The 21,660-nt window shown below is 61.7% G+C and carries 24 protein-coding genes; 11 read left to right on the top strand and 13 right to left on the bottom strand.

Features of this window, described 5'->3' with window-relative positions; translation table 11 throughout:
• Nucleotides 1–73 precede the first annotated feature (73 nt).
• A complete protein-coding gene (locus V7E00_RS17585; RefSeq protein WP_333573951.1) occupies nt 74–442 on the bottom strand; it encodes a response regulator in 369 nt (122 codons plus the stop codon).
• A 395-nt stretch (nt 443–837) separates the two neighbouring features.
• Between V7E00_RS17585 and V7E00_RS17590 the strand changes: the two genes are divergently transcribed.
• Nucleotides 838–1,278, top strand: coding sequence for a response regulator (locus tag V7E00_RS17590; protein WP_333573952.1), 441 nt, complete (start codon nt 838–840; stop codon nt 1,276–1,278).
• A 178-nt stretch (nt 1,279–1,456) separates the two neighbouring features.
• Here V7E00_RS17590 and V7E00_RS17595 read toward each other — a convergent pair whose 3' ends face one another.
• Nucleotides 1,457–2,038: a PEPxxWA-CTERM sorting domain-containing protein gene (locus tag V7E00_RS17595; RefSeq protein WP_333573953.1), complete on the bottom strand. Its 582-nt coding sequence runs from the start codon at nt 2,036–2,038 to the stop codon at nt 1,457–1,459.
• 195 nt (nt 2,039–2,233) lie between these two features.
• Nucleotides 2,234–3,043, bottom strand: coding sequence for a hypothetical protein (locus tag V7E00_RS17600; RefSeq protein ID WP_333573954.1), 810 nt, complete (start codon nt 3,041–3,043; stop codon nt 2,234–2,236).
• A gap of 156 nt (nt 3,044–3,199) precedes the next feature.
• Here V7E00_RS17600 and V7E00_RS17605 point away from each other — a divergent pair, with 156 nt between their 5' ends.
• Nucleotides 3,200–3,568: a hypothetical protein gene (locus V7E00_RS17605; protein WP_333573955.1), complete on the top strand. Its 369-nt coding sequence runs from the start codon at nt 3,200–3,202 to the stop codon at nt 3,566–3,568.
• Between the two features lie 62 nt (nt 3,569–3,630).
• On the opposite strand, the gene V7E00_RS17610 is transcribed toward V7E00_RS17605, so the two are convergent.
• The 3 genes from V7E00_RS17610 to V7E00_RS17620 form a co-directional block, all read right to left on the bottom strand.
• Nucleotides 3,631–4,569 (bottom strand): DUF3829 domain-containing protein, encoded by a 939-nt coding sequence (locus V7E00_RS17610; RefSeq protein WP_333573956.1) that lies wholly within the window; start codon nt 4,567–4,569, stop codon nt 3,631–3,633.
• A 24-nt stretch (nt 4,570–4,593) separates the two neighbouring features.
• Nucleotides 4,594–4,833 (bottom strand): hypothetical protein, encoded by a 240-nt coding sequence (locus V7E00_RS17615; protein ID WP_333573957.1) that lies wholly within the window; start codon nt 4,831–4,833, stop codon nt 4,594–4,596.
• Nucleotides 4,834–5,033: 200 nt separating this feature from the next.
• The gene (locus V7E00_RS17620; RefSeq protein WP_333573958.1) at nt 5,034–5,441 is read right to left on the bottom strand and encodes a DUF3597 domain-containing protein; all 408 of its coding nucleotides are present in this window, start codon (nt 5,439–5,441) and stop codon (nt 5,034–5,036) included.
• Between the two features lie 132 nt (nt 5,442–5,573).
• On the opposite strand from V7E00_RS17620, the gene V7E00_RS17625 reads away from it, so the two are divergent.
• Nucleotides 5,574–6,155 (top strand): DUF4142 domain-containing protein, encoded by a 582-nt coding sequence (locus V7E00_RS17625; protein ID WP_333573959.1) that lies wholly within the window; start codon nt 5,574–5,576, stop codon nt 6,153–6,155.
• A 137-nt stretch (nt 6,156–6,292) separates the two neighbouring features.
• Here V7E00_RS17625 and V7E00_RS17630 read toward each other — a convergent pair whose 3' ends face one another.
• Together V7E00_RS17630 and V7E00_RS17635 are read right to left on the bottom strand one after the other, a co-directional pair.
• Nucleotides 6,293–7,288, bottom strand: a complete 996-nt coding sequence (locus V7E00_RS17630) for a sigma-70 family RNA polymerase sigma factor (RefSeq protein WP_333573960.1) — start codon at nt 7,286–7,288, stop codon at nt 6,293–6,295.
• A gap of 576 nt (nt 7,289–7,864) precedes the next feature.
• Nucleotides 7,865–8,047, bottom strand: coding sequence for a hypothetical protein (locus V7E00_RS17635; RefSeq protein WP_333573961.1), 183 nt, complete (start codon nt 8,045–8,047; stop codon nt 7,865–7,867).
• 250 nt (nt 8,048–8,297) lie between these two features.
• Between V7E00_RS17635 and V7E00_RS17640 the strand changes: the two genes are divergently transcribed.
• The 3 genes from V7E00_RS17640 to V7E00_RS17650 all read left to right on the top strand — a co-directional run bounded on the left by V7E00_RS17640 (nt 8,298) and on the right by V7E00_RS17650 (nt 11,422).
• The gene (locus tag V7E00_RS17640; RefSeq protein ID WP_333573962.1) at nt 8,298–9,176 is read left to right on the top strand and encodes a hypothetical protein; all 879 of its coding nucleotides are present in this window, start codon (nt 8,298–8,300) and stop codon (nt 9,174–9,176) included.
• 373 nt (nt 9,177–9,549) lie between these two features.
• Nucleotides 9,550–9,828, top strand: coding sequence for a hypothetical protein (locus V7E00_RS17645; protein WP_333573963.1), 279 nt, complete (start codon nt 9,550–9,552; stop codon nt 9,826–9,828).
• 4 nt (nt 9,829–9,832) lie between these two features.
• Nucleotides 9,833–11,422 (top strand): methyl-accepting chemotaxis protein, encoded by a 1,590-nt coding sequence (locus tag V7E00_RS17650; RefSeq protein WP_333573964.1) that lies wholly within the window; start codon nt 9,833–9,835, stop codon nt 11,420–11,422.
• Nucleotides 11,423–11,760: 338 nt separating this feature from the next.
• On the opposite strand, the gene V7E00_RS17655 is transcribed toward V7E00_RS17650, so the two are convergent.
• A complete protein-coding gene (locus V7E00_RS17655) occupies nt 11,761–12,549 on the bottom strand; it encodes a DUF1206 domain-containing protein (protein ID WP_333573965.1) in 789 nt (262 codons plus the stop codon).
• Between the two features lie 179 nt (nt 12,550–12,728).
• Between V7E00_RS17655 and V7E00_RS17660 the strand changes: the two genes are divergently transcribed.
• Nucleotides 12,729–13,172 (top strand): META domain-containing protein, encoded by a 444-nt coding sequence (locus V7E00_RS17660; protein WP_333573966.1) that lies wholly within the window; start codon nt 12,729–12,731, stop codon nt 13,170–13,172.
• A 106-nt stretch (nt 13,173–13,278) separates the two neighbouring features.
• Complete coding sequence (locus V7E00_RS17665) at nt 13,279–13,974, top strand: aspartate/glutamate racemase family protein (RefSeq protein WP_333573967.1); 696 nt, start codon at nt 13,279–13,281, stop codon at nt 13,972–13,974.
• 218 nt (nt 13,975–14,192) lie between these two features.
• On the opposite strand, the gene V7E00_RS17670 is transcribed toward V7E00_RS17665, so the two are convergent.
• Together V7E00_RS17670 and V7E00_RS17675 are read right to left on the bottom strand one after the other, a co-directional pair.
• Nucleotides 14,193–14,942 carry a porin family protein gene (locus tag V7E00_RS17670; RefSeq protein ID WP_333573968.1) on the bottom strand — a complete coding sequence of 250 codons (750 nt, stop codon included), beginning with the start codon at nt 14,940–14,942 and terminating at the stop codon, nt 14,193–14,195.
• 85 nt (nt 14,943–15,027) lie between these two features.
• Nucleotides 15,028–15,966, bottom strand: coding sequence for a PEPxxWA-CTERM sorting domain-containing protein (locus tag V7E00_RS17675; RefSeq protein ID WP_333573969.1), 939 nt, complete (start codon nt 15,964–15,966; stop codon nt 15,028–15,030).
• Between the two features lie 341 nt (nt 15,967–16,307).
• On the opposite strand from V7E00_RS17675, the gene V7E00_RS17680 reads away from it, so the two are divergent.
• Nucleotides 16,308–17,087, top strand: coding sequence for a LytR/AlgR family response regulator transcription factor (locus V7E00_RS17680; RefSeq protein WP_333573970.1), 780 nt, complete (start codon nt 16,308–16,310; stop codon nt 17,085–17,087).
• Here V7E00_RS17680 and V7E00_RS17685 read toward each other — a convergent pair.
• A complete protein-coding gene (locus tag V7E00_RS17685) occupies nt 17,081–18,139 on the bottom strand; it encodes a sensor histidine kinase (RefSeq protein ID WP_333573971.1) in 1,059 nt (352 codons plus the stop codon). The two genes, V7E00_RS17680 and V7E00_RS17685, sit on opposite strands and share 7 nt — an antisense overlap.
• A gap of 466 nt (nt 18,140–18,605) precedes the next feature.
• Between V7E00_RS17685 and V7E00_RS17690 the strand changes: the two genes are divergently transcribed.
• The gene (locus tag V7E00_RS17690) at nt 18,606–19,682 is read left to right on the top strand and encodes a phosphatase PAP2 family protein (RefSeq protein ID WP_333573972.1); all 1,077 of its coding nucleotides are present in this window, start codon (nt 18,606–18,608) and stop codon (nt 19,680–19,682) included.
• The gene (locus tag V7E00_RS17695; RefSeq protein WP_333573973.1) at nt 19,682–20,419 is read left to right on the top strand and encodes a fatty acid desaturase; all 738 of its coding nucleotides are present in this window, start codon (nt 19,682–19,684) and stop codon (nt 20,417–20,419) included. The genes V7E00_RS17690 and V7E00_RS17695 overlap by 1 nt, the downstream gene beginning before the upstream one ends.
• Here the strand turns inward: V7E00_RS17695 and V7E00_RS17700 are convergent.
• The gene (locus tag V7E00_RS17700; RefSeq protein ID WP_333573974.1) at nt 20,355–21,617 is read right to left on the bottom strand and encodes a glycosyltransferase; all 1,263 of its coding nucleotides are present in this window, start codon (nt 21,615–21,617) and stop codon (nt 20,355–20,357) included. The genes V7E00_RS17695 and V7E00_RS17700 overlap by 65 nt on opposite strands.
• Nucleotides 21,618–21,660: the final 43 nt, after the last annotated feature.

The following is a 21,660-nucleotide window of genomic DNA, read 5'->3' on the forward strand; positions in this document are numbered from 1 at the left end:
GACGAGATGGACCGTCCGCCGTGCAACGCTCAGGCATGCGTGCAATTATGTCAGCGTCGCTACGGCGGGGCGATCAGCCGATGGCGTTCATTCTGACTGCCCTGGTGAGCTGATGGGGGCGATACGGCTTTGCGAGGAAGACAGCGCCCATAGCATCATCCTTGATGACGGACGGATCGTCTCCGGAGGAGATTATCACGTGGACCAGGGGGTCTGTAGCACGGATTTCAGCAGCTAATTCAAGCCCGTTCAGCGATCCGGGCATGTGAAGATCCGTCAGCAGCACATCGATGTCATGCGTCGCGGCGAGCGCAAGCGCTTCCGCAGTGCCAGCTGCTTCCAGAACGTCGAAGCCTTCATCTCTTAGAACAGAAGACGCCAGTACGCGGATATAATCCTCGTCGTCGACGATAAGGATAGTCGAAGATATCTCGCGTCCCATCCTCAATCCCTAGCATGCTGAAATGAATTCGGGATGCACTCATTCCACAACCTAAGTTTGGTTGACGTGCGTTTACCACGTCTTGTTTGGAGCATCGGCTTTTGAACGCTCCTAACGCTTGGTTGCTCCAGACCAAGGTCTAAGTACCTAATTGCCGACGCCGCTCGATTCCGCCAGAAGATCGATGCCGAGCCAGTCTTTCAGATGCGCCGGTGCATCGGCGCCGGAGCTTCCCCCGCTCCGAGCCACACAAGGAAGAGCCCGCCTCCCCCTAGGCGGGCTCTTCTGATGATAAGGGTCGCGCACGCATCCGCCCGAGCAATGACGTCCTGACTTGGGGCAGCCTTCGTCGCGGCGGCTGATTTCGCCCGTCCGCTTCCGTCGAGCCTGGGCACGTGCGGAGCTATTTTGAGGAAGAGCAACTCGGGCTGCGCTTAGACGTTGAAGAACTGGAGGCATATATGGCCCGCTCAGAAGAGCCTACAGTGCTCGTTGTCGAAGATGAGACGTTCGTGCGCATGATCGCTGCAGACGCTCTAGCGGAAAGCGGCTTCCAGGTTCTTGAGGCACCAGACGCTGTCGAAGCGCTGGACCTTCTGGAAAAGCATCAGGTTGCGGTGGTATTCACCGACATCAACATGCCGGGGGCGATCGACGGCTTGGAGCTGGCAGATATCGTCGCGAAGCGCTTCCCGCGTGTGAAAGTGATCATTACGTCGGGCAAACAATGGCTGGAGCCGGACGAACTCCCTGACGACAGTCTCTTCCTGCCGAAGCCCTACCGGCCCAAGCAGCTGGCAAAGCTTGTCGAGCAACAAGCGAGACGTGCTGTTTAGGAGTGGCTGATCCTCAGCCGACGTGCAAGCCAGGCGGCAGTTACCCGCGGCTCCCGATCCCGGCCTGCAACTAGCCGGATCGACGGTTCAGAAGGGCGAGCTCCGCGGGTATTTGGACTGTCGCGTGGTCCGGGTGGCGCCGCTGCCCTTGCCGGCACGGCGGCGCCACCGAGTGCCGTCAGGAGAAGCGCGTCAGCGCCACTCGGCGCCGGCGAACTGCCATGCCGGCACAGGCGAAGCCGCCGATCATCATTCCCCAGGCAGCCGGTTCCGGAACAGCGGAGTTGCCGATGTTGACCGTCAGCGTGTCATTGGAAGAGCGGAAGACATACTGACCCTCCTTCAGACCGAGCCCTGCGATGGTGGTGTTGAGGTAGGTCGATGAGCCGCTCAGGCGAGCTCCTGATTGATAGCCAACAGGCAGGCTGATCGCCCCCATATACTGCGCGAAGCCGAACACATCGCCGCTCGCAGACGAGGCAAGCTGTGATCGCTGAAGATAGCCGAGGCCAGGACCAGTGATGCCGGTAAACATGTCGATCGGCGCGGAAATGCCTAGGGTCATAGATCCAAAGGCAGGGTTGATCCTGGGAGAACCTTGCAGATTGGACGCGTACAGCTTGAGTCCGCTGGTGTTGAAAGTGCCCGATCCTTTGAGAACCACGGACGCGCCATTTTGCTGCACATTGATAATGATGGCCGCTTGCGCTGACAAAGGCGCGCAAACTGCTGCAAGCGCAGCTGCAAGAAGTGCTTTCATGTCAGATTCCCCTCATGCGACATTACGGTCGTCAGCGCTTAGTCTGCCAGAAGGTCATGGTAAATACCTGAACATATTACACATTTGTTGCGGAGCGAAGAACGCTCCTTTGCAAACCGGTAAAGGTGTACTGGCCCGAAGGACTCGGTGTCGTGGTAGCCGTGATCGCCGATTTGCTTGTAAGCCGTACCGACCTCAACGACACCACAGCGCGCCGCTCACCAGATGCGGCTTGGGGCAGGCGCCTTTGGGAAGCGGCAACGGCGATCCAGGACGCCAGAACCCCAGCCGCCGGTGCAGGTTCGGCATTTCTGAATCGATTACTGCGAGCGGATTGCCGTCGCCGTAGCGCGTGGCGCTGCGGTAGCGCAGGACCTCGGCGTAGCGATTGTCGGAGCCGACGCGGTTCACGGTCATCCAGAAGCCGAACGGCGCATCATCGGTCGGCTCGGCCGAGACGATGGCACCGCGTAGCGGCCCCTCGGCGATGTACCGGACTTCCTGATTGTTGTTATGACCCGTACGCCGATCGTAGGCGATAACGAACGCGTCCTTGGTACGATCATAGGCAAGCACCACCGTCGCGATCCGCTGATCCCCGTTCATGCTCTGCAGGCTGCCCAGCTGGAGCAACAACATGGGCTTGCCTGCGGCAGGATACACAATCCGGGCGTCGTTGAGATAATGTGCTTCGGAAAAGGTGTCGCGCTGGCCGCGCACGGTAAGAGCACCGTCCAGCGTCGTTGCGCAGGTCTTTCCACGATCTTTGCTGATGCACAGCCGTATCTCGCCCGGAACCTTTGCGTCAGGTTCGCCTAGGATCGGATCAACGATGTCGGGTCCTTGGCGCGTCGTGAACATCCAGGGAGAGCGCGTGTTGAAGGCCCTTGCGAGATCGATGGTGCGCGCGGCCGCCTTCCCTTCAGGTGGTGCGGCAGGCGCAGCCAGGCTGCCCGACGCAGCGAGCGCCAGTGTCGCTGCTATCAGCAATTTGCCCGCGTTCATCGAGAGTCTCCGTCTTGTACGAGAATGCTGCCAGGACCGCGACGCGCGCTTCGCAGAAGCCATGCAGCGGCCAACGAGCAACGAGCAACGAGCATAGGAACTAGCTATACCAGCACATGCAGCTATAGCGACCGCCACGATCCGATCTGGGGAAAAATGATGTACATCCTGCCACTTATTCTCGCGACAGCCACTGCCCTTGCGAGCGGGGCAGCAGGGCAGGCAGGCTCCGTCATCCCCGCCAAATTCCGCGGTGAGTGGGCGCGCACGCTGGGAGACTGTACCCTGCGCGGAGGCGAGAACAGCGCCGGCTTCACCGTCAGCGCCAGAACCATCGTCTACTACGAAGATCACGAAGAGGTGAAGCAGGTTCGAATGACCGGGCCCAACAGCCTTGCCTATACGAGCAAGTACATCTCAACCGATGGCGAGGAGCCTTCCAAGGGCATCCTGCGCCTTTCCGCGGACGGAGGTCGAATGCTGGGCTCCGATCGTTCGACGGATCTCGTCCGCTGCGTCAAGTAGCAGCGTAGAGTGCAGCGGGGGGCTGCCAGCTTCTTCGGCCTGGGATGCCCTCGGCCGCTTCTTCACCAGGTGGCAGCCTCCACGGCGCTATTGTAGCTTCCCACCATATGCTCGGCATGCGTCGGCCGCCGGGTTTCCTTGAAGGTCCGGTAGCTCCCCAGCATCGATGACAGGTAATGAAGTTCTGCAGGATCCTTCCCGCCGGACTTGGCTGCCGCCGCATGCGCGGCCGCGATCGCTTCGTCGATGATCGCTGCGTCCCTGTCGGCCAGGGCGAACAGCGACGTGTCAGGCGCCTGAGCTGCTGCGAAACGCTTGACCATCGCGTTGGCCTGGAACATCGCCAAGCGTCGATTATAGTCCAGGACCTTGCCTTCGGCCTTCAGCTTCTCGAGCGCTGCAGTGTCGCGCTTCACTGTCTCGCGATCGAGCATTTCCCCGAACCGCTTCAGGTCCGCATCTGCAGCATCGAGCTCGGCGAGCATCTTCGGGTCCTCCTTGCGCCCGCGCGCCAGCTTGTCATTCAGATAGGCCTTGCTGGTGTAATAGGGCGCCAGGTCCGCGAGATGCACCCGCGCCGCGGTCAAGGATGCGATCAGCGCGTCTGCAGCCCCGTTAAGGTCAGCGGAAGCGCCCGATAGCGCCCGAGCGGCCTTCAATTGCTCGATTCCTTTGTCGATCCAGCCCGCGTCGACCAGAAACTCGCCCTCGGTCGTGGCATGTGCGACATCGGCCTTGCGATAGTTCGCCGCCTTTTCAGTGAAGCCCAACGGGCCGAGCAATCGATTATGTGCCTCGATGAAGGCGTTCAGCTGGTTCGACGTCGCGGCACCGAAAGCGGCGCTTTCCTGTTCATTGCCGGATTTTCCGATCTTGTCGCATGCGCCGAGGCAAAGCGTCGCTGCGCCCAGCGCTGCCGTTACGAATTTGAAGGGTTTCATGCTGTTCCCGTGAATCTTGCGCGCGATTGGCGCGATTGGCGTTGATGGCCGGCCGAGCAACGCTCGATGTTTCGCTGCTGGTCGTTAGAGCCAGGTGCGGCCATCTGGCCGCGAACAGCCATAGGGCGGCAGCTGACTCGGAAAACGCTCCTGGAGCTTGTGGCAGCCCCAACTGCGCAACGGCTTCGGCGCATAGCTGTTCAGTGCAATGCCAACCTCGTCATACGGACTGCTGGAACGTGCCACATACAGGTACCAACGCCCACCAAACATGACCGCCGCGGCGACGATCACGACACAAAAAACTTGAACAACCTTCTTCACTTGAGCCCCTTTTTGACGACGCAGGGCTGCCCGTTGCAGGCCGCCCCATCAAACTCAACCCTTCGGACGCGCCGATCAGCTTGATCGGAGGCCGCTCCCGGGCGAGGTCCTGGCAATGGGGGGGGCGCCTGCAACGCACCTGGCTCGAGCCGACCTCAACGCCTAGGAAGCGCAGAGGCCATTCGCCTCTGCGCTCACCCTCACGCGTTCCGCAGGCTGTCAGGCACGACGCCGCCGTTCTCAGCCAGCTTGGCCATCACCGCCCGATGCAGCGCGATGTTTTGTTCAGCGCTTCCGTCGGCTCCAGCGTGGACGTTCAGCTCCTGCGCAAGCTCCTTGCGTGCGGCCAAGCTCGAATCGAGGTCGAGGAGCTTGAGCAGATCCACGATGGATCGCTGGTAATCGCCACCGCCGCCCTTCATCGCAGCCATCTCGGAAAGGACGGCCCCCACATCAACAGCAGCCGCTGGCTCTGGAGCGGACGCAGTTGCAGCCGGGGCAGGGGCTTGAGGAGCAGGCGAAATCGGCGCGCTTTGGGTCGACGGTGCGGGAGCTTCCGTGGGTTTGTGCCCGAAGATCCGGTCGCGGATGCTACTGAAAATGCTCATGCGTTTCTCCTTACAGCGCCGTTGCGTCGGAGCGCACAACGCCCTGCGCCGCAGAGAGTTCGGCGGAACGGCGGCTTCTTGGCGGCGTTCCCTAATCGCCTGGACGGGTCAGGCCGGATACGGGAGAGAAAAATGCACGCTGTTCGCTGGACGATGCTGGGCATCGCCGCAGTCGCACTGGCCGGTTGTGGGTCGAAGACAGAGACGCACACCAACGATACCGTGGTCACCACGGGAAATGCGGAGGCGAGCGTCGGAGCCGGTGCCAACGCCAGCGTCTCGGCTTCCGCGGGCAAGTCGTTCGCGGACGCGGCAGCCGCAAGCGACGCGTTTGAAATTGTCAGCTCGCGGCTTGCGCAGCAGCAGGCAAGCAGCGCTGCCGTCAAGAAATTCGCCGACGGCATGATCAAAGCACATACCGAGTCTACGGCGAAGCTGAAGTCGGCGGCTTCCGCCGCGAGCCCCGCGATCATGCCGGACGCGGCGCTGACGGCGTCGCAGCAACAGAAACTGGATGCGCTCAAGCCGCTGAACGGTGCTGCCTTCGACACAGCCTATGCTGCCGCTCAGGTGGAGGCGCATCAGCAGACGCTGGACGCGCTCAAGGCCAATGCCTCCAACCAGGAGGTGCCTCAGTCGCTCCGGAGCTTTTCTACACAGCTGATCCCCACGGTCACCGCGCACCTCAACATGGCCAGGTCACTGGCCAAGTAAGCTAGGGGAGGCGGCACTCGTGCCGCCTCTGACATGCGCTACACTGGAACGGCACTCTCCGGCGGCGCGATGCTCAGCCGGAGAGCGGCCAAGCACGCTGACCTCGCGGGCGCTGGGAGCCCAACGAAGCGGAACAGCTACCGCGACAGCGCAACGGCAGGGTCGATGGCCGGCTGGTAGCTGGATTCGAACGGCCCCACGGCCGCGACATGCGACAGGCGATTATGCGGAAGTGCAGCGTCAGCAAGGATAGACGCCTTGCCCGCGCGGGCCTGAGGCCGCTTGGTGGCCGGCCGGCCGGCCTCTGCCATGACGATGAAGCGTGGATCGGCTGCAGCGATGCCTGCAATAGCCTTGGCGGCCCGCTTGGTGATCTGCCGAACGCGTTCCGCCGTCACACCTGTTTCGGTTGCGAGGTGCTCGAGGCTCGCACCATGGAAGAGGCGGCCTTCGACGATCTCCCGCTCGCGCGCGATCGTGGCTTCCAGCTTTTCAACGTCCGCTGCGGCAACCCCGTTCACGCGGAGGCGCGGCAGTTCCTTGCGTAGGGCTGCTTCCTGCCGTTTGCCCAGGGGACGGCGAGCAAGTGCCTCCATCCCTATCTTGCGCAAGTGATCGACATAGGCGTCGATGAGAGACGACGTCGCGCCGTCAGCAAGATACTCCGAAGCCGCGAATTCTGTCCGCTCGAGGGCAAACTCGTCCTGCACGGCGTCGAGGAACGATCCGGTCTCGCCATCAGCGTCCGCCATCGCATTCAGAGAGACGGTGGTGGCGGCAACCCTCTTTGCGGAGGGTCGCTGGTCGGTCATCACGCGGAACCGCAGGCTCTGAAGCTCGCCGCGGATCTGCCAGTTCACGAAGGTCGTGAACTGCGCCTTTGCGGGATCATATGCTTCCACCGCACGGTGCACCGCAATCGCGCAGCACTGTTCCGCATCTTCAAAGTGGTGGGTAAGGCCGTACTGTCGCACGAAGTGGCGGACGCGGGGTGCGATCAGCTTCATGATCTGTCCGTGTGCACGGTCGATATTCACACGCTGCCGGTTGGTCGACGCTGCACCGTCCTTGGGGCGGTTCTCGAGAATGATTGCAACTGCCGCTTCGAGCGCGAGCGTGGTCTTGGACGTCATGATCTTCCCCTGGTTCGCTGCCGAACGTCGGGGCGTCCGGGCACCAGGAGAGAATGACGTTTACCAGTTAACGAACTGGTAAACGTCTGTTTAGGGGGAACTGCGTATCGAGCTCCGTAAGTTAGGCGCCGTAGCTTCCATGTGCACCGGGGGCACCTCTGGCCTCGTCAGCATACCAACTTAGTGGCGGGGCATCGGCTTATGGCCCAGCGGCAGGTGATACATGACGGCAAGGTCGTCGCGACGGTCGACCGCTTGCCCGCACATCGGACAAACCTCGAAATGCTGCAGTTCGTCCATCGCACGGTTCCGGCTGAGCTCTCGGGAAGAGCGTTCCTCGTGGAGCGCCGGGGCCACAAAATTCATCATCGACAAGCCCGTTGTTAGCGTTTCCTTTACCATATAGAGGCAAGCGCATGTGATCGGGGAAATCGCGCGAAATTTCTTGTCGCGCGCACCGGCGCCGGTGCACCCGATGCATATTCCCGAGCCTCGCAGGATCGAAACCCCACCTGCTCGGCAGTGCAAGGCTGCCGCGCTAGGCGTGAGCCCGTTGCCGTGAGCGGTGCCGACCGCTCACCAAGCGCGTGGAGCACCGCCCAGGCGCTGCGCGACAGCTTGCTCGATTTCGTTCAGGTCTGCTTGGCTGAGGACCCCGGCCACGCGCATCTTGCGCATCAGCTCATCAAGCAGCGCAGCGAGAAAATGTAGTTCGGCTCGTTCGGATTGAGCGTCTTCACCAACTGTATTCGCGTCCATATCGATCCCCTTAGCCGGCGGTATGGACTGCAAGTATTTGATCGATCCTACAAAGAAAAAGGATAACGGAGAGCAAACCAGAATTTTTTGGGCAATAGAGTGCCGGCTTACGAGGCCAGGCTCGGGGTCTCTTGGCGTGGCAGCGGAACCGCGGCGTGAGCGGGCAAGGTGCATGAGCAGCTCGGCGCCCTTGCGGCCGCTCCGAAGCGCTTCCGGAACATTCGTCGAATAGCACCATAGCGTTCATGAAGTGACGCCGCTCTTGAGTGCTGCGTACCACGAGGTAAGGTTGCGTTGGGGGATTTTGCTGATGCCTTACCGTCACGCACATCTGTGGCTGCTCGCTCTGTTTCCGTTGATAGGAATTGCCTTTTGGCCTGGTTATCTGGGGCAGTTTGGCAGCGCTCCTTTCGCACTTCACGCTCATGGCATGACCGCTGCGGCATGGCTGATCTTACTTACGGCACAAAGCTGGTCGATTCATGCACGGCGGGCGAAGTGGCATCGCACAGCCGGACGTGCTACCTTTGTCGTACTGCCGCTGTTTGCAGCAGCCGGGCCGCTCGCTTTGCAAGGCATGGCTTTATTGTGGCGGGACAGCGCAGATCCATTCCATTCGGCATTCGGTTCACGGCTGGTCATGGCGGATATGGTGGCTGGTCCATCCATCGTGATCCTGGTGTGCTATGCATTTCTTCACCGGCGAAAGGTTCAAATCCATTCGGCGGCCATGTTGGCGACGGCGCTGCTGGTCCTTCCGCCGGTCATCGGCCGCCTTTTGCCTGCGATCCCCGGCTTCCCGCACGGTGGCTGGGCTGGCTTCGCCGGCTTTCGTGCAGCTTTTCAGCTTGCAGAAGCGATCACCCTTGTGATGGCGCTGTGGCTAGCAAGCCGCAGCCCGGCCGCGCGCGGCGGCTTCGGGTTCGTAGCCCTGGTGACGGCGATGCAGATGATAGGGTTTGAAACGGTCGGGCAGACCGATCTCTGGAATCGATGGGTGATTATCCTCACAGAAATGCCGACGGCGCCAATGTCGCTCGGGGCTGGCGCTGTTACGTTGGTGCTCCTGCGGTGTGCGTGGAAAGCGCCCGCAAAAGCCATCGCCAAGCCTCGGGTTGACGCGGCCTAGAAAAAGGGCGCGGCAAGCGCTCCAAGGCGCGTTCAGGCTCAAAGCGGCATTGATCCGCCAAATCTAGTGAGGGCTGGCGGGTAAGCGCCCACTTTCTGCCGTCTGGTGTGTGCGGCCAAAGCCCAGCAGGGCTGGGGAGCCCTGCGACTCGACGCCTGTATTCGGCGTTTCGCAGCGGCGCTGCGAACGCACGAATAACATCGGCGTATTCTCAGACCAGAAGGAATGAGGCGGCTTTGCGGCTTTCGGCACAAGGATTTACGTAGATTCCTTCAGTGGGCTCTTAACCGCTCTGCAGCGACGTTCAGGCTTAACGGGACCCATGACACTGGGTTCAAGCCCCCCTCTTCGCAAAATGGCTGGCCGGGTTGCCATGGCAGCGCAAGCGGCGCTCGTGTTTGCATCCTCGTTCGTCGGGCTTGCCCCCCCCGAACACGGCTCCATGCTGCTGGTGCCTCTCACCTCGCAGGCTGCTCGGAACATCGACGTGCTTGTCGTACGATCTGGAGCCGTCGTTACCGGCATCGGCTATCTTCCGAGCTCGCGCTTCGTGCAGGGCGAGAGGATGCGCTTGTTGCCCCAGATGCTCAGAAACGGCGTCCTCGTTGTTACCGGTTCCCCTCCCATGTGCGGCAAACCTCAAGGAAATTGATGCGATGAACACGCTTTCGCTGAACGCGCTGCGCCTCGTCGGGATGCGCTTCCTCGCGGCCCTGATGGCCGCCATGGCACTGGCCAACGTTGGTGGCGCGATGGTTGCCGGAGACTGGCCTCTGGGCCTTATGGCCAGCGTGTTGGTCGCTTACCCGATCTTCCTTGCACTGAAGGGCGCCGTTGACGCTCGAGCTCGCATGGCAGTCACCATGACGATCGTCGCACAGCCGGCGTTATTGCTCATCCTCTTCAAGGGCGAACCGTGGCAGGTTGACCTGCACATGATCTTCTTCGCCGCGCTGGCCGCGAGTGCTGTTCTCTGTGACCCGAAGGCGTTGATTGCGGGAACCGTCATCGTGGCCGTGCACCACCTGCTCTTGGGTATGCTCATGCCCGACTGGGTGTTTACCAACGGTGGCGGCTTGGGCCGCATCCTGCTGCATGCAGTCGTGCTGATCGCTGAAGCGGGAGCGTTGGTCCTGATGGCGAGCAGCATGACCCGCATCCTCGACGCACTTCGGCTTGAGAGCCAACATCGAGCCGAAGCGGAGGCAGCGACATCCGAGGAGCGCCAGCAACAGGCGGACGAACTCCGCTCCATCATCAACAACGTTAGCGGCGGACTTGCAGCGCTGGCAGATGGAGATCTGACGCAGTCCCTAAAAGGGCGTTTGCCAAATGCCTACCGCACCCTGGAGCAGGCGTTTGATCAAACGCTCGATCAGCTTCAGTCTCTCCTCTCTGCGATAAGCGAAAGCGCGACAGCGATCCATGGCGGATCTACCGAAATTGCATATGCATCGGAGAACCTCGCAAAACGGACCGAAGCGAATGCTGCCGCCCTCGAGCAGACGACTGCAGCCATATCCCAGATCGACCAGCGTCTGGTCGAGACGGCGAGCGCAGCGCGGCAGACGGTCACTCGCGCGGAGGCCGCAGTGAGCACCGTCGATGCTGGCCGGGCGACCGCCAGCGAGGCCGCTGAGGCTATGGGCAAGGTCCATGATAGCGCCAAAGGCATCGACAGCGTTATCGAAGGCCTGGACAAGATCGCATTTCAAACTCGGGTTCTTGCCATGAATGCGGCTGTGGAAGCCGGGCGCGCCGGAGAAGCAGGCAGAGGGTTTGCGGTTGTCGCCGACCTGGTGTCCGCCCTGGCCATGCGCGCCGAGGAGGAGGCTGGCCGAGCAAGGGACCAGCTGACGACAACGCAACTGCAGGTCAAGAGCGCGGTAGACATGGTCTTGCGCGTTGGAGATGCCTTCACCAACATCACCAATGACGTCGATGAGGTTCGCTCGCAACTTTCGACCATGGCCTCTGCGAACCAGTCGCAATCGAAGGCCGTGAACGAGATCAGCATTGCCCTGGCGGACATGGATCGGTCCACGCAGCAAAATGCCGCCATGGTTGAGGAAACCTCTGCAGCTGCGCGGCAGCTGGCGCAAGAGGTGACGGTGCTCACCGAGCAAGCGAGCCGCTTTCACTCGCAGCGGACAAAGCTTCCCATCCCTGCCGCCGATACAAGTGTCTCCGCTCGTACCGCACGGCCGAGGGCAACGCGCCAACATCAAGTCGGCGCATCAGGCTAGGTCAGCCGGTGAGAATCCGCGCATGAGCAGTGGACGTTCGAGGTTTGGCCCACCCAGCCCTGCTGCCGGTGTGGGTCGCGGGCGTCAGCGTCGGAAGGGGGGGGAGGGCATGTGTGCCAGTCAGCTGCGCGGGCTACGGAGCCTGTGCCCGCGTTCTGAAAGTGGGTGCTTCGCCAGCCACGCGGCCCCTCGTTGAACCTGACCTGCTCTTCTCGAACAGGACGATGCTCTCCGTACGCGGCGGCGCGAGATCGTGAATGAGCCTCGTCGGTTCGCTACCGGCGGCTGCCGATCCTGCTGCGGCTCGAAGGCGTTTCCCGGAAGCAAGCGCTCAATGCTCAACGGCGGCTCTTGGCCCGCTGCAGAAGTTGTTCGGCGGGCACATCCTGCAGGACCCTGTAGCGCGCCTCGATCAGCCCGAACACACCGAAGGCCAACAGACCCGAGGCCACCACTATATCAAACGGGTTGTCGAGCCAGGTCAAAGCCTGCGCAGTTCCTCCTGCCTCGCTCGCCTGCTCATCCAAGCCTGCGAGAAGGAGGAAGAAGCCCGAGATGGAGAAGACACAGCCTCTAGCGGCGTAACCGGCGCGCCCGCTCCATAGCGCCCAAGGTTGGCGCGCGACATGTCGTTCCAGATGTCGCAGGAATCTGGCCCTTGCGGCATCGACCAGCTGCACGACGCCGGCGATAAGGAGGATAACGCCGCCCGCAACGACCAGCGCCCCGCCGGCGGGTAGATGCAACGCTGTTCGGGCGCCCTCCCGCGTTCCGTCGCCTGCCGACGCCACCCCCTGGATCAGGCGTATGGCTTGCCAGGAGAGGACAAGGTGAACCACGCCACTTGCCGCTGCGCCTATTCGCTGCATCACGCCTTTCCGGTCCAAGCCATGGCGCTCGATGTCGAAGGCCGCGTCGCTAAGTCGCCAGAGACTGTAGGCGAGCAGACCTGCAGTCATGACGATCAGCAACAGCTTGCCGCCACCCTGTCCGAGGTACTGCAGCGCACCGCTGGGGTCCTCGGCACGTCCGGTAGTGATGATGAGCAGGGCAATAACGATGTATAGAAGCCCACGCACTGCAAAGCCCAGCCGGGTCAATTTCTGTAGCCGCGCGTTCACGTCCATTGCACCCGTCTCCCTCAGACTGCAGCAACGCCATCGCCACTTGGCCGTTCCGCGGAAGAGACGAAACCGCCGACGACTTGAAGCGCGCGTTCTGGTGCGCTCAGTCGGATGGGGGCGAGCGGCTCAGCGGCTAGAAATCCCCTGTTCAGCAGTCGAGGTCGACTATCTGCGCAGGGAGAATGATGATGCACTTCCAGCTGATCCTCGCTGCTTTGTGCGCTGCGCTGCAGGCTGCTCCTGCCACGAACCAGGGTCTCGGCCGCACGTCGAATTCGACGATGCCGACACTTATTGACGGCGAGTGGACAGTGCAGTTGATCGATGGCCGTCCCCCGGTGCCAAGTCACCCCCCGAGGCTGTCGTTCGCGGGCGGATCCCTGAAGGGGAGCACCGGTTGTCACCCCCTGGCAGGCCGTTTTGAATTTAGCCGCGGTCGCGTGCATTTCGGGCACATCGTGATCGATAAAGGCGGCTGTCCTTCGGTCGCACTGGACACTCAGGAGCGAAAAATCGCCAACGTCCTGCACGAACGTCTCGTCGTTTCGTCAAATCGCGCAGGAAAGCTGGTGATGACAAGCGCATCTGGGAACACGATCACGCTTGTTGGGCACAGTAGGAAGTAGCTGCGTCTCGGCCTGAAATACTCACCCACCATGTTCATCAACCCAGTTTTGCGGGCTTCGCGGCAGCGCGGTTTGAAATACGGTCGAATTGCGATAGGACGTAAAGATGAAGATGATCGGCTTGATTGGCGGCATGAGCTGGGAGAGTAGTGCCGAATATTACCGCCTTATCAACGAAGGAGTGCGCAGCCGGCTTGGCCCGACCGCGTCAGCCAGGTGCGTGCTGTGGTCCTTCAACTTCGCCGAAATTGAGGAGCTGCAGCACGCGGGAGACTGGTCGAGGTTAACCGAGCGCATGGTCGAAGCGGCGCGCCGACTTGAAGACGCGGGAGTGGACATGCTCCTGATCTGCACGAACACGATGCACCGTATGGCGGCCGACGTGGAGGCGGCAGTGAGCGTGCCGCTGCTTCATATCGCCGATCCAACCGCGGAGTCCTTGAAGGCCGCAGGCATAAAGAGGGTCGGCCTTCTCGGTACTGCCTTCACGATGGAGCATGACTTTTACAGAGGCCGGCTCAGCGAGAAGCATGGGCTTGAAGTCATTGTTCCTGGCAGCGAAGATCGCGCCGAAGTCCATCGCATCATCTATGAGGAACTCGTCGCGGGCAAGATTGTCCCAGCGTCACGCGTGGCCTATCGCGCAGTCATTTCCCGCTTGGTGGAGCATGGAGCGGAGGCGGTGATCCTCGGATGCACCGAAATCATGCTGCTGGTCGGTGCGGAGGACAGCAGCGTTCCGCTTTTCGACACCACCAGCCTTCATGCCGCGGCTGCGACGCAGATGGCGATGTCCAGCTAAGCGAGCCTGTCGCGTGAAGAAGGAGAAGCGAGCATGTACGCGCCAGTTTCACGCCTGCATTCAGTATTTAGGTCCCGGGGATGATCGTTGGAACGCGGGCCGGAGCTCGCCGGCGCACTCCCAGACGGCCGCTCGAAGGCGTGGAGCCGCCTCGATGCCCCCGCGCGAGAATGTTCTCCCCGGCGAAACTCCGGCACATGCCGACATCTACACCCGCATCAAAACCGCGTGCCCGCGCCGATAAGGATCTGATGACGGTTCGTATCCGGCATATAGAGATTGCCTCCACCGTAGTTGGAGTACCGATACTCTACCTTTGCGTATATGCTGCTGGTCAGCCGGTGCTCGAGTCCGACGCCCGCCCGTATCCCGTCCTGTTTCGACCGAATTTCGGAGATGTCGTAGCGGCCTTGACCGATCATCTCGCGGAGCACGACTTTCAGCGCTGCGTTGGTCCAGCCTGCCTTGAGATACAATAGGGTGCGAGGCTCGACCTGGTATCCTACACGCGCCATCACATCGATATCGCGGCCTGGGGTGAAGGTGAAACTATCTGCACCCGGTTGGACCCGCTCGTCGGCATCATGGGTGACGCCGATGCTTGTCTCAAGCCCCACCACGACGCGGGGAGATACGGCGGTATCATACCCCAAGGTGCCGCGAATGTGCGCTCCGTCCAGCGTGTGCGGAAAGTCCTGATACCGCTTGTCGCCGATGAGGCTATCATAGCCAGCGCTCAGTTCGACTCTCGGTCCGGTGAACTGTTGCGCGTGCGCCGGAAGGGCGAAACCAACGACTGCTCCCGCAATGGCAATGCCCAGATGATGTTTCCCCCAGGAAGTGGCACCGCGCCTCTTGGCGGAGGTTCGCGGCCGCGAGGCGGCGGCCGTAACGGTTGGCGCAGAAGACATCCGGCTTCTCCGTTTCTGTGCCGCGTCGCGTGAAATTTTTCCCAAGATCTTCCCCATGTACTTTTCCCCGAAATTTTGATGTCTGTCGCCGGATTGCAACGTGATGGGGCAGCCGCGGCCGGCGGCCGCGGCTCCCGTCTGGTCAGGCGATTGCCATCGTTGCCCGACGACGTCGGATGGTCGCGCCCGCAAATCCGAAGCCTGCGATCAGCATTGCCCAACTGCCCGGCTCAGGAACGCCGGGCACCTGAACCGAACCTGGAGTGCCAGATCCGAAGATGGTGTGCGTGACGAAAGATCCCTGCTGGCCCGCACCAAGAGAAAACCCGTTCGTGAGCCCCAGGGCTACATCGTAGCCGGGACCGGCGTCGATGAAGCCATCGCCATCTAGGTCGCCGTTCACCCTGTTGTTGAGCGGCTGTCCCGCGCTCATGCGGGGGCGCAGCGCCCCATATTGATCCACGTCGAAGCCGAGGGAAGTGCCCCCCTCGTTGTAGATACCGATGAAGGTAGCCAGATCGTTGCGACCGGTCGCCGCGTCGGTTTCGAACAGTATCGTATTACCAGCCGACGTCAGCTTGCCGCCGCCGTCATTGCCGTTCCCGCCCGCCCCGAAATTAAGGTCGCCATCGAGATAGCGGCCGAAGGTGAGGTCCTGCGCCTGGCTGGCCTGATTTGTGAACGCATAGGACTGGGTCAGCATCGTTCCCGTTTGAACGCCGTTGCTGATCAGATCGGACAGCGTCTGCGTCAGGGTGAAGCTGAGCGTGCCGAGCGTGAAGGTGCTGATGCGCTGCCGTGCATCGCCGGACACAAAGCTCGCTTGAGCGTTCGCAAGATCGAAAATGCTTCCGCCGAAACCAAGGTAGAGGGTGGATGCGTAAACAGCATCTGAGCCGCCTACCATGCCCAGGGGATTGTAGATCGCACTGCTGAAAGCACCGGTGTTACCGATATCGATCGACAGCTGGCCGTCGCCAGTGCCGTTGGTTAGGGTCGCGGCCGCAGCCTCGCAGGCGCCGAACGCAAGAGTCAGGATGCCCGCGGCCATCAGACCGCGCGCTTTGAGGGTGATAGCCATACATGCACTTTCTTTGTGCCCTTTCAGCCGGCTTACTGCGCCGGGGCTGATGAGCGAGTTGAGCAACTTGGTTTTGCCGAGGCGCCTTGCGGCGCACGGCGTACTGGCTGCACAGATCCGAGGGCATCGCCGCCCCGCTAGAGCAGGACGAACGCCCGCTCGGCATCAAGCTCTGCAGCGTCCTCGCGACTAGGCGGCCGCTCGCAGAGTGTCAGGAAGTAAGCGATCGATGACAATGGTTAGTCGATGAAGGTGGAGCAGGCGCGACGAACGACGTATCTCGGACGACGAACAGCACATTCTGTTGGCGACGCAGCGCCGCTATTCTATGCTCGTCTCATATGAACAAGCTTTCCATTCTTATCGTCGACGATGAACCGCTGGCGCGTCAACGGCTGAAGATTCTGGTGGAGCGCCATCAGGAGGCCAGGATCGCGGGCGTTGCGCGCGACGGGGAGGAGGCGCTGGAGGTGCTGCACACCCTCCGACCCGACGTTGTGCTGCTCGACGTGGAGATGCCGGGTCTGAACGGCTTCGACGTCGTAGAACGTATAGCGCTAGACACGCCGCCTAGCATTATCTTCGTGACCGCCTTCGACCACTATGCCGCACGCGCCTTTGAGGCACGCGCGATCGACTATCTGATGAAGCCGGTTCAGCCACAGCGCCTGCATTCAGCGCTTGAGCGGGCGCGTCAGCAAAGGGATCGGTTGGACGCGGAAGCACGGCTAGCCGAGATGATGGAGGTGATTGCCAATCTCCGTAGAGGTGCGACAGTCAATCCGGGCAGCCGATACGAGCAGCACCTGTGGGTCAAGGCGCGGGGAGAAAGCGTCCGCATTACGTTGGCTGAAGTGTACCTGATAGAATCAGAGCGAGATTATGTGCGGATCTGGGTAGATGGGCGCTCGTTCCTTCATCGCGAGCCGCTGAGCTCTCTCGAGGCCAAGCTCGACCCCGAGATGTTCGTGCGAGTTCACAGGTCGAGCATAGTGCGTCGTGATTGCATCGCGGCCATTGGTCGCTCGTCGGCCCGCACGCCGCTCCTGCGACTGCGGTCCGGTGAACAAGTCCGGGTGGGCCGCAATTATGCAAGCCTTTTCACCAGCCCGCGTCACTGATTAACGGGAATCCGTATCTCACTAACAAAGCCGCCCTCAAAGCGCTGGGCTGAAATGGAGGCGGCTGGGCCATAGCGCGTCACAAGACGCTCCCGGATGTTCTCGATACCGATGCCGAGTCCAGGCTGCACTTCGTTTGCAGGCTTGGCGTTATCCTCCACGCGAAGGATCAACAGCTCCTCCCGAATGCTGGCGGAGGCGCGGACGAGCACGGGCGTACGCGAATGGGCGACGCCATATTTGACCGCATTTTCCGCCAGCGGCTGTAGGAGGAACGGGAGAACTTGCAGTTCCAGCAGGGTCTCGGGGACCTCGAGTTCGAATAGCAGTCGCTCCTCAAATCGAACGCGCTCGATCTGCATATAAAGAGCGACGGTGGCCACCTCTTCCTTCAATGGCACGGGCAAGCTCGGATCGGCACGGAGCGATCGACGGAGGAACTCTGAGAGCAGGCCCACCATCTCTTCTGCTGCGTCCGGCGCGCCCGATAGTATCAGGCTAGATATTCCGTTGAGTGCATTGAACAAGAAATGCGGATTCATTTGCAAGCTGAGGGCGGCCATACGTGCGTCCGAGGCAATCCGCTCCGCTCGCAATCTCTGCGATCGCTGAATCTCTGTCCGACGAGCTTCAATGAGGAAAATAAACAACGCTCCGGTCGCGATGCACATGTACAGGTGCGACAGGAAGCTCCGGCCAAACCTTTGACGGATGATCGAAATATGAGTAGAAGATATCTGCGGGATAACTCCCAGCAGCCAGTTCTCAATCAAGTTGACGACCGATTGTGCAAATGCGACTGCAACAGCTGCGATGAGTACAACGATCCACCGCATTACCGGTGGTCTACCCTCCTGAGAGTATGCGATCGGGTAAAGCCCGAAGGCTAGCATCGCCACGATCAGAACTGCGGGAAGGTCTAGCGGCAAGTCGCGAATGAAGCCGGTTCGTCCCGCCACCAGCTCCGCTACTACATAACTGCCATACGAGATGATAAGCCAGACAATCGCTGTCAAGGCCAGCGCCTGCCGAGCCGTTGCCTTCAAAGCCATCTCATTTCGATCAATTTTCGGCAAATGTGCACTTTCACTTCTATGCTGCTACCAGAAGATGCCAAGCGCGGGCGAAAGCAAACGTGCAGATATAGTCACCGAAGCGCGCCATGATCGAACCCGCCAAACTGATTACCGCATGCTTCTAGCGAAAGCGACGACTTAACTACTACTCTATGGTGTCAAATGTCCGAGCTCGATCAACCGCCAGGGTCTACTTCGCCCGTCCGGGGGTGATCGAGGTATCTGGTTGAACTGAATGGGCTTTCTCGTGTCACGGTTTCACCGCCTGGCGTGCTGTGCGCTCTCACCACAATGTATGAACTGCCCGAGCTGCCGCTCGTTCAAGTCGCTGCTGTTCAGATGCCGTGGCTGCCCCGCGCGAGCGTGCTTCCGCGGCGCTGAGGCCTGGTTGGAATAGAACAGACGTGGTGAACCCTGTGCGACTGCCTTGCGTTGAGAGAGGATGCCGCAGCTCTCCACGAGGTTATCTCCCGACACTGTGTCCTGGACCTGCCTGTGTGGCCTGCTCGCGGCATGCCTGTGGCTGGGGCCGGCGAAGGGCTTCGATGTATCATTCCCCAGGGCGGTGCTGCCGATCCTGGGGCTCGCGGTGCTCCTGGCGGCGCTGATGGTCGGGCGATTGCGCCAAGACGACCGGCTGGTTGCCGGGGCCACAGCCTTCTTGCAAATGACCCTGTTCACCCTCCTCGGCGTTGTTTTCACCTATCTTCTCGCCGCCGACGCGCGGCCTCTGTGGGACGATGATCTTGCGACGGCAGACAGGTGGCTTGGTCTGCACTGGCCAGCGATCCTGAACGCGGCGGCCGAGTTGCCCGCCGCGCTGCTGCTGCTGGCGGGCGCCGCCTATCACAGCCTTGTGGTGCAGATGATGTTGTGCATCGTCGTGCTCGCCTGCTCGGAGCGCTACGATCGCCTGCGCGTCCTGATCGCAGCCGCCATTCTTTCGGGGACAATAACGGTGCTCGCGTCCGGCGCGATGCCGGCGCTCGGCAACCTGTTCGATCCCGATCGCTACGGGAGACTTTGGCCATCGGTAGCATGGTTGGACCGCAGTCTCGTCGCGGGTCTTCGGGACGGCACCATTCGACAGATCGACCTGTCACACATGACAGGTATTGTCTCCTTTCCCAGCTACCATGCGGCCCTTCCGGTGATCCTTGTGTGGGGTCTTCGCCCGATAGCGGCCTTGCACCTTCCCGCTGCACTCTGGGCAGCACTCACAATTGCAGCAACGCCGCTGTTCGGTGGCCATTACGTCGTTGACGTTTTCGCGGGGCTGATGCTGGCGGTAGCTACACTGATGGTCGCAAGGCGACTGCCTCTCCGGGGATCCGATGGTGACCAGTTGTTTTCATCAAGCCCTCGCGCGTCGAGCCCAGCATATTGCCGAGACGGCATGCTTCGGCAGCGGAGCGGACGTCCGGCTCGCGGCGGCGCACTGCTCCCGGATATGCCGCGCTGGCGCCGCACCGAGCGGCGTTGCTCTTGTTCAAGATGCGAAGGGAGCCTCCTTCTGTGATGATTAGCGCGACGCACGAACATCGGGGGAGGAGAGGCTTATGGATAGCGGCAGCTATCGGTTCGGCATGGCTCGCGGTCCATGTTGCATGCATTTTCTGGTGGCGCTGGAGCATCGAAGCCGTTCCATTCGCCGTTTTTGTCGTCCTGGTGCAGGCTTGGCTCAGCACCGGGCTGTTCATCATTGCCCATGATTGCATGCATGGCTCACTGGCACCCGGGCGCCCGAGGTGGAACGCCACCGTGGGGGCATTATGCCTTGGCGCCTATGCGGGGCTCTCCTACGCCGTCTTGCTGCCCAACCACCACGCCCACCACGCTGCTCCGGGAACTGTCGACGATCCCGATTTTCACGCCAGCGCACCACGGCGGCTGCTTCCATGGTTCGGATCGTTCTTCCGAACCTATTACACGCACGGCCAACTCGCCCGCATTACCGCGGCGGCCATCATCTATCTGCTGCTCGGAGCGTCGCTCCTCAACATCGTCATCTTCTGGGCGATCCCGGCGCTCCTGGCGCTGGGGCAATTGTTCGTGTTCGGGACATATCTGCCGCATCGTCACGACGGCCGGCCTTTCGCCGATATCCATAATACGCGAAGCAACAAGCTTGGCCCGATGCTCTCGCTGATCACCTGCTTCCACTTCGGCGCCTATCACCACGAACATCATCTCAGTCCCGGGACGCCGTGGTGGCGACTGCCGGCACTGAGGCGTCAGCGCCAAGGACGGCATTGATCGCTGTGGCCGCATCCGCGGCGCCGCCACCGGCGGCAATTTCGGCAGAGATCGTGCCGGCTGCATTTCGATAGCTCGGGTCCTGAAGGACCGCCTGCAGCGCGCCGGCCAGATCGGCGACACCCAGCCTGCGCGGGGAAAGCACTCGACCTGCACCGAGGCGGGCCAGCCGAGCGGCGGTAGCAGGCTGCTCAAAGCCGATCGGCAGCGCCACGATCGGCACGCCCGCAGCCAATGCATCCAGAACTGTGTTGAAGCCGCCATGCAGCACCGCGGCAGCGCACTGTTGGAGGACGGACGACTGCGGCCAGAAGGCACGCACAAGTGGATCACCCGGCAGGGCGGTTTCTTCGGCTTCTGAAAGTCCGCCGCCGTGACCGATGACGGCTCTCGCGCCGATTGCCGCGCATGCCGCTGCCATGGTGGCAAAGAGGCTCCGCCGTCCACCCTGGAGTGTGCCGAGCGAGCAGAAGACGAGGGGACGTCCGTCCTGCGGCAGGGTCGACGCCTCCCTTTCAGGCGCTCGCCAGGGAGACCCATAGTGGAACGCCGGCGGCAAATGGCGGCGGGGGAAGTCAAGTCCGCGTGGACACTGCGCAACCTGTACGCGTGGTGCCGGAGAATCGGGCGATAGCTGCCATGCTCTGCGCCGGGCATCCAGTACTCGCGCCACCGGTCGCATCAGCCAATTGGTGACGGCGTACCCGCCGCGGTTCCTGAACCGGCCCAGCGCATCTGGTCGGTAGCGCCAGCCGACAAAGGGAGGCGGCACATCGGCCTCCCCAAATAGCGGCAGGCCCGTGACGGCGACAGCATAGGGAAGGTTGAGCCTTTCGGCGATCAGCGGGCCGGCAGGCTCCACTGCGTCTGCCAGGATAGCAGTGGCACCTATTCGCTCCAGCACTGCCGGCGCTTCCGCGAGCAGCCTGTCGCTCATCTCCGCGGTCGCGCCGATCATGCGGCGCAGGCGGGCAGGTCCGTTCGGATCCTTCAGCGTCTCCAGATACTCGTCCAGCGTTGCCTCTGTCCCGCGAGGCAGCGGATGGAACCTGATTGCCGGCTCCGTGATGTATCGGCGTGCTGCGCCCAGATGCACGATCGATACCTGCCAGCCGCGGTCGATCAGCGCCTTGGCCAATATCTGCACCGGGTTCAGATGGCCGGGCAGCGGGGACGTGATGATTGCCAGGTGTTTCATCGACGAGCGGTTGCATCCTCCATGGCGAATATCACGCACAGGG

This window comes from Sphingomonas sp. (genome assembly GCF_036731925.1).
GTDB lineage: Bacteria > Pseudomonadota > Alphaproteobacteria > Sphingomonadales > Sphingomonadaceae > Sphingomonas.

Coding starts and splice junctions, on each gene's coding strand:
- V7E00_RS17585 (WP_333573951.1), bottom strand. CDS start 442: ATGGGACGCGAGATATCTTCGACTATCCTTATCGTCGACGACGAGGAT.
- V7E00_RS17595 (WP_333573953.1), bottom strand. CDS start 2,038: ATGAAAGCACTTCTTGCAGCTGCGCTTGCAGCAGTTTGCGCGCCTTTG.
- V7E00_RS17600 (WP_333573954.1), bottom strand. CDS start 3,043: ATGAACGCGGGCAAATTGCTGATAGCAGCGACACTGGCGCTCGCTGCG.
- V7E00_RS17605 (WP_333573955.1), top strand. CDS start 3,200: ATGATGTACATCCTGCCACTTATTCTCGCGACAGCCACTGCCCTTGCG.
- V7E00_RS17620 (WP_333573958.1), bottom strand. CDS start 5,441: ATGAGCATTTTCAGTAGCATCCGCGACCGGATCTTCGGGCACAAACCC.
- V7E00_RS17625 (WP_333573959.1), top strand. CDS start 5,574: ATGCACGCTGTTCGCTGGACGATGCTGGGCATCGCCGCAGTCGCACTG.
- V7E00_RS17630 (WP_333573960.1), bottom strand. CDS start 7,288: ATGACGTCCAAGACCACGCTCGCGCTCGAAGCGGCAGTTGCAATCATT.
- V7E00_RS17635 (WP_333573961.1), bottom strand. CDS start 8,047: ATGGACGCGAATACAGTTGGTGAAGACGCTCAATCCGAACGAGCCGAA.
- V7E00_RS17645 (WP_333573963.1), top strand. CDS start 9,550: ATGGCAGCGCAAGCGGCGCTCGTGTTTGCATCCTCGTTCGTCGGGCTT.
- V7E00_RS17650 (WP_333573964.1), top strand. CDS start 9,833: ATGAACACGCTTTCGCTGAACGCGCTGCGCCTCGTCGGGATGCGCTTC.
- V7E00_RS17655 (WP_333573965.1), bottom strand. CDS start 12,549: ATGGACGTGAACGCGCGGCTACAGAAATTGACCCGGCTGGGCTTTGCA.
- V7E00_RS17660 (WP_333573966.1), top strand. CDS start 12,729: ATGATGATGCACTTCCAGCTGATCCTCGCTGCTTTGTGCGCTGCGCTG.
- V7E00_RS17665 (WP_333573967.1), top strand. CDS start 13,279: ATGAAGATGATCGGCTTGATTGGCGGCATGAGCTGGGAGAGTAGTGCC.
- V7E00_RS17670 (WP_333573968.1), bottom strand. CDS start 14,942: ATGGGGAAGATCTTGGGAAAAATTTCACGCGACGCGGCACAGAAACGG.
- V7E00_RS17675 (WP_333573969.1), bottom strand. CDS start 15,966: ATGGCTATCACCCTCAAAGCGCGCGGTCTGATGGCCGCGGGCATCCTG.
- V7E00_RS17680 (WP_333573970.1), top strand. CDS start 16,308: ATGAACAAGCTTTCCATTCTTATCGTCGACGATGAACCGCTGGCGCGT.
- V7E00_RS17685 (WP_333573971.1), bottom strand. CDS start 18,139: ATGGCTTTGAAGGCAACGGCTCGGCAGGCGCTGGCCTTGACAGCGATT.
- V7E00_RS17690 (WP_333573972.1), top strand. CDS start 18,606: ATGCCGCAGCTCTCCACGAGGTTATCTCCCGACACTGTGTCCTGGACC.
- V7E00_RS17695 (WP_333573973.1), top strand. CDS start 19,682: ATGATTAGCGCGACGCACGAACATCGGGGGAGGAGAGGCTTATGGATA.
- V7E00_RS17700 (WP_333573974.1), bottom strand. CDS start 21,617: ATGAAACACCTGGCAATCATCACGTCCCCGCTGCCCGGCCATCTGAAC.